General features: G+C 70.6%; 1 protein-coding gene. It reads right to left on the reverse strand.

Annotation, left to right across the window (positions count from 1 at the left end):
- Positions 1 to 106: 106 nt before the first annotated feature.
- A partial coding sequence (locus tag IEY36_RS30425) for a sugar nucleotidyltransferase (RefSeq protein WP_268238236.1) occupies positions 107 to 688 on the reverse strand: 582 nt, incomplete at its 5' end.

Consider the following 688-nt stretch of genomic DNA (forward strand, 5'->3'; position numbering starts at 1 on the left):
GCGGCCAGCGCGCGGGCCGACCACACTTCGGAGAAGAAGCCGCGCGCATCGCCATGGCGCACGGGTTCGATCAGCATCACCTCCGGAATGGCGAGAGGCACGGCCTTCATGCGAACGCCCCCGCCGCCAGGTCGCGCAGATAGACGCCATAGGCGGTCTTGCCGAGCGCTGCGGCCTGGCGTGTCAGCGCCGCGGCGTCGATGAAGCCCATGCGGAAGGCGATCTCCTCCGGGCAGCCGACCTGCAGGCCCTGGCGTTCCTGCACCGTCTGCACGAACAGCGCGGCCTGCAGCAGCGAGCCCGGCGTGCCGGCATCGAGCCAGGCGCAGCCGCGGCCGAGCTGTTCGGCGCGCAGCGTGCCGTCGGCGAGATAGACCTTGTTGAGGTCGGTGATCTCAAGCTCGCCGCGCGCGGAGGGGGCGAGGTCGCGGGCCAGCCGCGTCACGCGCGCGTCGTAGAAATACAGGCCGATCACCGCCCAGTCGGATTTCGGCTGGGCCGGCTTTTCCTCGATCGAGAGCACGCGGCCGGTCGCGTCGAATTCCGCCACGCCGTAGCGTTCCGGGTCGGCCACGCGGTAGCCGAAGATGGTCGATTCACCGGCCTCGGCACGGTGTGAAGCGGCCTGGAGCTGCGCGGGCAGGCCGTCGCCGTAGATGATGTTGTCGCCGAGCGCCAAGGCGCAGGG

The organism is Neoroseomonas lacus (genome assembly GCF_014644535.1).
GTDB classification, from domain to species: Bacteria; Pseudomonadota; Alphaproteobacteria; order Acetobacterales; family Acetobacteraceae; genus Neoroseomonas; species Neoroseomonas lacus.